The following is a 5,404-nucleotide window of genomic DNA, read 5'->3' as shown; positions in this document are numbered from 1 at the left end:
GCGCGAGAAGGTCGGGGACCGTCAGCGTGTCGGAGATCTTGGCGAACGAGAGGCGCGAGGCGCCTCGGCCGTTCTTGGGGGTGGTGGTGGGATTGGTTGCGTTGCGCGCAGCAGCCAAGGGAATTACCTCCATGAGCCCGGGCGTGGGCGGGTTTCCTTGTCGTCAGGTGGAGTGCTCCGTCCCCGCCGCCTGCCACACGCGCCGCCGGAGCGGGGATCTGCAGGCGCCAGCCGACCACCATATGAGGGCAAGGGGGAGGGAGCGCAACTACCTACTATAGGCGAGGCGACGCGCCATGTCCAGCCGAATCCTTGACGAGTTTCCCGCCCTGCGGTATAACCCTCGCCCTCGCCCCCTCGCCCCCTCGCCCCCCCGCCCTCGCCCTCGTCGCGGGGCGCCCCGCGCGTCAGGCGCCGGGGCGGGCGTGGCGGAAGCGCAGGCGCGTGCCGGGGCGGGCCTGCGCGAGGGCGTCGCGGGAGGCATCCGCCACCACCGCGATCACGGGGTAGCCGCCGGTCACCGGGCCGTCGGGCCCGAGAATGACGGGGCGGCCGTCGGGCGGCACCTGGATCGCGCCCGGCAGCATCCCCTCGCTCGGCAGCTCGTCGGTGCGGATGCGGCGCAGGGCGGGTCCGTCGAGGCGGATGCCGACGCGATCCGCCTCGTTCGAGACGGTCCAGTCGGCCTCGAACAGCCCCGCGGCGGCGGCGAGCCAGTCGGCGCGCGGGCCGGGGGCCAGCGCGATCTCGATCGCGGTGTCGTCCGGCGGGCCCCACGGCCGCAGGTCGTCGGGCGGGATCGGGGCGGCGGGGTCGGGGCCGGCGGGCGTGAGCCGGTCGCCCGCGCGCAGCGGAGCGGGGCCGAGCCCCGACAGGGTGTCGGTCGAGCACGATCCCGCGACGCCGGTCGCCGCGACCCCGCCGCGGATCGCGAGGTACGCCCGCGTGCCGTGCGCGAACCAGTCGAGGTGCAGCTCGGAGCCCGCGGGCCACAGCTGCGGGGCGTAGGGGTCCATCGGATGCCCGTCGACAAGAACGGCGCCCCACGCACCCGTGACCGCGATCCAGAGGTCGCTCTCGGCGCGCGCCCGGAAGCCGCCCATCGTGATCTCGACCCCGGCGGCATCCTCGCGGTTGCCGAGCAGGCGGTTCGCCGTCCGGAGGGCCGCGCGGTCGGCGGCCCCCGCCGTCGCGATGCCCTCGGCGGCGTGCCCCGGCCGCCCCTGGTCCTGCACCGTGGCGAGCAGCCCCGGCTCGACGACGAGCGCGCCCCGGCCCTCGTCCCGAGAGCGCGTGTGCGCGTCGAGACCGCGTGCGAGGGCTGCGGTCTCGACGCGCACGGGCGGTCTCGCCGAGGCGGCCGCAGCGAGCGGGGAGGGCGCCGGGGAGGCGGCCGCCGGGGCGGGGAGGGCGGCGAACCGGACCCGCGCGCCGGGGGCGAGGAGGGCGGGCGTCACGGCATCCGCGTCGAACAGGCGCGCGGAGGTCGTGCCGATCAGCTGCCATCCCCCCGGGCTCTCCCGCGGGTACGCGCCGGAGAACTCGGCGGCCAGGCCCACGGCCCCCGCCGGAACCCGCGTGCGCGGGGTCGCGCGGCGCGGCACGTCGTACCGCCAGTCGGCGCTGACGAGGTACCCGAACCCTGGCGCGAACCCCGTGAACGCGACCGTCCACTCGCACGCGGCGTGCCGTTCGGCGAGCTCTGCGGGGCGGATGCCGAGGGCATCCGCCAGCTCGTCCAGGTCGGGGCCGTCGTAGACGATCGGCAGCTCGACCAGCGGCGCGACGCGGCGCTCCGGCACGGGTCCGCCACCCGCACGCGCGATCCACGCCCGCGTGGCCGCGAGGCTCAGCCGGCGCGGATCCACGTGCACGAGCACGGTCCGCGCGGCGGGGACGAGGTCGACCACGCCGTCCGGCACGTCCGCGGCCAGTCGCGCGTGCAGCGCGAGCACGTCGTCGAGCCGATCGACCTCGACGAGCAGCGCGCGGTCGCCGAACGGCAGGATCCGCCCCGTCACCGCGGCGCACCGCCCGTCCGGCATCCGCCACGCCCCCGGCAGGCAGCCACCGCGCCCGGGGTCGGTGAGGTCGCGTTCACCACGGCGCGCGCACCTCGATGCCGGCATCGGCGAGCGCCTCCCGCACGGCGCGGGCCATCGCGACGGCGCCGGGGGTGTCGCCGTGGACGCACAGCGACACGGCATCCGTTCGCACCACGTCACCGGGAGCGCCGTCGACGGCCTCGACCACGCCCTCCGTCGCGAGGCGCACGGCGCGCGCGGCGACCAGCTCGGCACCGTGCAGCAGGTCGCCGGGCTCGCCGCGCGGCACGAGAGCACCCGACGCCAGGTACCCGCGATCGAGGAACGCCTCACGCCGGAACGGCAGCCCGGCCGCCGCCGCGGCGAGCGAGATCTCGCCTTCCAGGCCCAGGATCGGCACGGCCCGGCCGAGGCGCTCGGACAGACCGGCGACGGCGGATGCCACGGCCCGAGCCTGCGCCGGATCCTCCCGGATCGCGTGGTAGAGCGCGCCGTGCGGCTTGACGTAGCGGATGTCGGCTCCCGCGGCGAGGAGCGCCGCGAGCTGCGCGTCGAGGCTCGCGCGCAACTCGGCCGCCGGCAGCGACATCCGTGCGCGGCCGAACCCCGCGCGGTCGGGGTAGGAGGGGTGGGCGCCGACGGCGACTCCTGCGCGCGCGGCGCGGGCGACGGCATCCGCCATCGACGCAGCGTCGCCCGCGTGCCCGCCGCACGCGATCGACGCGCTCGAGACGACGGCGAACATCGCCGCGTCGTCGGCCGTCGGCACCCCGTCGACGCTCTCGCCGAGGTCGGCGTTGAGATCGATGGTCGCCATGCGACCACGCTAGCGGCGCATAACTCAGGCTGAGTTGCCGAACGGAGGCCCTCTGCGACCCCAAGAGCCCGATTCTGCCGGAATTATGGTCGCCGACTACCGTGAAAGCATGGCCCGCGCACACCTGGAGCACCCGCCGCAGGCGCGCCTGAGCGACGGCGCCCTCGCGCGCATCGTGCCGAGCCGCTACGCGGGCGGCTACGAGCTCGAGGTCGACGACACACCGCAGTCGCACGTCGACCTCGACGACCCCACGCACCTGCACTTCGAATACGTGGGGCGCATGGCCGCCGTGATCGACCGGCTGCGGATGCCGGGCCAGCCGCTCACGGCGGTCCACCTCGGCGCCGGAGCCCTCACCCTGCCGCGCTACATCGCGCACACGCGCCCCGGCTCGCGCCAGCAGGTGATCGAGCTCGAGCAGGCCCTCGTCGACCTCGTGCGGGAGCACCTCCCGCTGCGGCGCGACGCGAGGGTACGGGTGCGCGTCGGGGACGCGCGCGCGGTCGCGGCGCGGCTCCCCGCGGGGCTGCGGGGCCAGGTCGACCTCGTCGTCTCGGACGTCTTCGCCGGCGCGCAGGCCCCCGCGCACGTGACGACGGTCGAGTACTACGGCATCCTCGCCGGGCTGCTGGCGCCGGACGGCGTGCTGCTGGTCAACGTCACCGACGGGCCGGGGCTCGTGTTCGCCCGGCGGCAGGTCGCGACGGTGCGCGCCGTGCTGCCGCAGGCGATCGTCCTCGCCGAGGCGCAGATGCTCAAAGGGCGCCGGTTCGGGAATCTCGTGATCGCGGCATCCGCCTCTCCTCTGCCGGTCGAGTGGCTGCCGCGCCTGATGGCGGCCGGCCCCCACCCCGCGAAGGTCGCGCAGGGCGACGAGCTCGACGCGTTCGTACGCGGGGCCGCTGTGGTGACGGATGCCTTCGCGGCCCCGTCGCCGAAGCCGTCGGCATCCGTCTTCGACCGCTGAGGCGGCTTCCGGGGCGCCGGTCATCGAGCGAGCGCAACGAGTCGAAACGGGGCGACCGGTGCGCGGCATCGGCGGCACGCCGGGGGCACTGGCCCGTTGCCCGGCGCACGGAGGGGAGACTGGGGAGGCTGGCCGCACGCGCACGGCGCACCCCCCGGCGCAACCACCGGCGCACCCACCCGCAGCATCCACACGGCACACCCACCCCGGAGGGGACGACGATGAGCTATATCAAGGGCTACGACCCGGAGACCCTGCGCGAGATCGTCGATGTGAGCGAGTGCCGCGAGCGTCTCGCGGAGCTGGGCGACCAGCGCTCCCTCACCGCCCTGCTCGAGCGCGTGTGGCTGCTGAAGGTGGTCGGCGAGCTCGACGACGCGCTGCTCGTCGCGGAGCAGGCGGTACGCGTCGCGCGCATGGGCGGCACCCGCAAAGACCTGCTGCGGGCGCGCGTTCTGCACGCGACCGTGCTGCAGTTCCGGGGTGCGTACGCGGCGGCGGCGCAGGAGATCACGACGTGCGCCGAGGAGGCCGAGGGGCAGAGCTGGGCGGCGCTGTCGGCTTTCGCGTTCCAGCACCGCGGCAAGGTGTTCTACGACTCGGGCGACTACGCCAACGCGCGCGCCGACTTCAAGCGGGCGCTGTTCCTGCGGCAGGAGGCGGGAGCGCCGGAGGACCAACTCGAATCGAGCCTCATCGCGATCGAGGCGGCCGAGCGGCGGCGCGCGGGCGCATCGGTCGCGAGCTGAGTGACGTCGGAAGCCTGCTCTCGCGTTCCGGGCATGACGGAACGAGTGCTGCGTGTCTGACCTGAACGCGCTGCGCCGCGAGGCCGAGGCCCTCATCGCGCGGCACCTGGATGCCTCATGGAGCTTCGGCTACGACAACGCGAAGCAGCGTGCCGGCGCCTGCGACTACCGGCGCCAGCGGATCACGGTGTCGCGCTACCTGTCGGCACGCTACGACGACGAAGCGAACCGGCAGACCCTGCTGCACGAGATCGCGCACGCGCTCGCGGGGCCCCGCGCGGGCCACGGAGCCGCCTGGAAGCGCACGGCGAGAGCCCTCGGATACACCGGCGGCGTCACCCACCGTGGCGAGACCGCGACCGAGCTCGCACCGTGGGTCGGCGTGTGCCCCGCGGGGCACATCGCCTACCGGCATCGCCGCGCGACGCGCCCCACCTCGTGCGCGAGATGCGCGCGGTCGTACGACGAGAGGTTCCTCCTCACCTGGACCCGGCGCGAGATCACCCCCGCGACGCGCCGGGCGGCGATGACGCCGCCCGGCGCGCGCTGAGGTCAGGGCCGGCGGGCATCCTGCCGTTCGTCCGTCACGAAACGCGGACCGGTCCCGCAGCTCACGACAGGTGAGCGATGCCGAGGGATGCCGAGGGATGCCGTAGCTTCGCCCACGAAGAGATGGCAGTCGTGGCCCCCACCCCACACACAAGACGACCACAAGCGCCACGCCAAGGGAGCTGCCACCCCACATCGCACGAGGAGATGGCAGTCGTGGCCCCCACCCCGCACACAAGACGACCACAAACGCCACGCCAAGGGAGCTGCCACC

General features: G+C 75.1%; 5 protein-coding genes. 3 read left to right on the top strand and 2 right to left on the bottom strand.

Features of this window, described 5'->3' with window-relative positions; genetic code table 11:
- Positions 1-407: 407 nt before the first annotated feature.
- Both QM641_RS12360 and pxpA read right to left on the bottom strand, forming a co-directional pair.
- Complete coding sequence (locus QM641_RS12360; protein WP_415116923.1) at positions 408-2,129, bottom strand: 5-oxoprolinase/urea amidolyase family protein; 1,722 nt, start codon at positions 2,127-2,129, stop codon at positions 408-410.
- On the bottom strand, positions 2,098-2,862 hold the full coding sequence (gene pxpA, locus QM641_RS12355) for a 5-oxoprolinase subunit PxpA (RefSeq protein ID WP_415116921.1): 765 nt from the start codon (positions 2,860-2,862) through the stop codon (positions 2,098-2,100). Before pxpA ends, QM641_RS12360 begins: the two co-directional genes overlap by 32 nt.
- Positions 2,863-2,971: 109 nt before the next feature.
- Between pxpA and QM641_RS12350 the strand changes: the two genes are divergently transcribed.
- The 3 genes from QM641_RS12350 (at position 2,972) to QM641_RS12340 (ending at position 5,131) form a co-directional block, all read left to right on the top strand.
- A complete protein-coding gene (locus tag QM641_RS12350; RefSeq protein ID WP_415116919.1) occupies positions 2,972-3,832 on the top strand; it encodes a spermidine synthase in 861 nt (286 codons plus the stop codon).
- A gap of 221 nt (positions 3,833-4,053) precedes the next feature.
- Complete coding sequence (locus QM641_RS12345; RefSeq protein ID WP_415116917.1) at positions 4,054-4,581, top strand: hypothetical protein; 528 nt, start codon at positions 4,054-4,056, stop codon at positions 4,579-4,581.
- Between the two features lie 52 nt (positions 4,582-4,633).
- Positions 4,634-5,131: a SprT-like domain-containing protein gene (locus QM641_RS12340; RefSeq protein WP_415116915.1), complete on the top strand. Its 498-nt coding sequence runs from the start codon at positions 4,634-4,636 to the stop codon at positions 5,129-5,131.
- Positions 5,132-5,404: the final 273 nt, after the last annotated feature.

Origin of the sequence: Microbacterium sp. (assembly GCF_047605725.1) — a bacterium.
Lineage (GTDB): Bacteria > Actinomycetota > Actinomycetes > Actinomycetales > Microbacteriaceae > Microbacterium.
This window is presented reverse-complemented; position numbering and strand designations above follow the sequence as displayed.

Bases quoted from the DNA above. Each gene is read 5' to 3' on its own strand.
- QM641_RS12350 (WP_415116919.1), top strand. From the start codon at position 2,972: ATGGCCCGCGCACACCTGGAGCACCCGCCGCAGGCGCGCCTGAGCGAC.
- QM641_RS12345 (WP_415116917.1), top strand. From the start codon at position 4,054: ATGAGCTATATCAAGGGCTACGACCCGGAGACCCTGCGCGAGATCGTC.
- QM641_RS12360 (WP_415116923.1), bottom strand. From the start codon at position 2,129: ATGCCGGCATCGAGGTGCGCGCGCCGTGGTGAACGCGACCTCACCGAC.
- pxpA (WP_415116921.1), bottom strand. From the start codon at position 2,862: ATGGCGACCATCGATCTCAACGCCGACCTCGGCGAGAGCGTCGACGGG.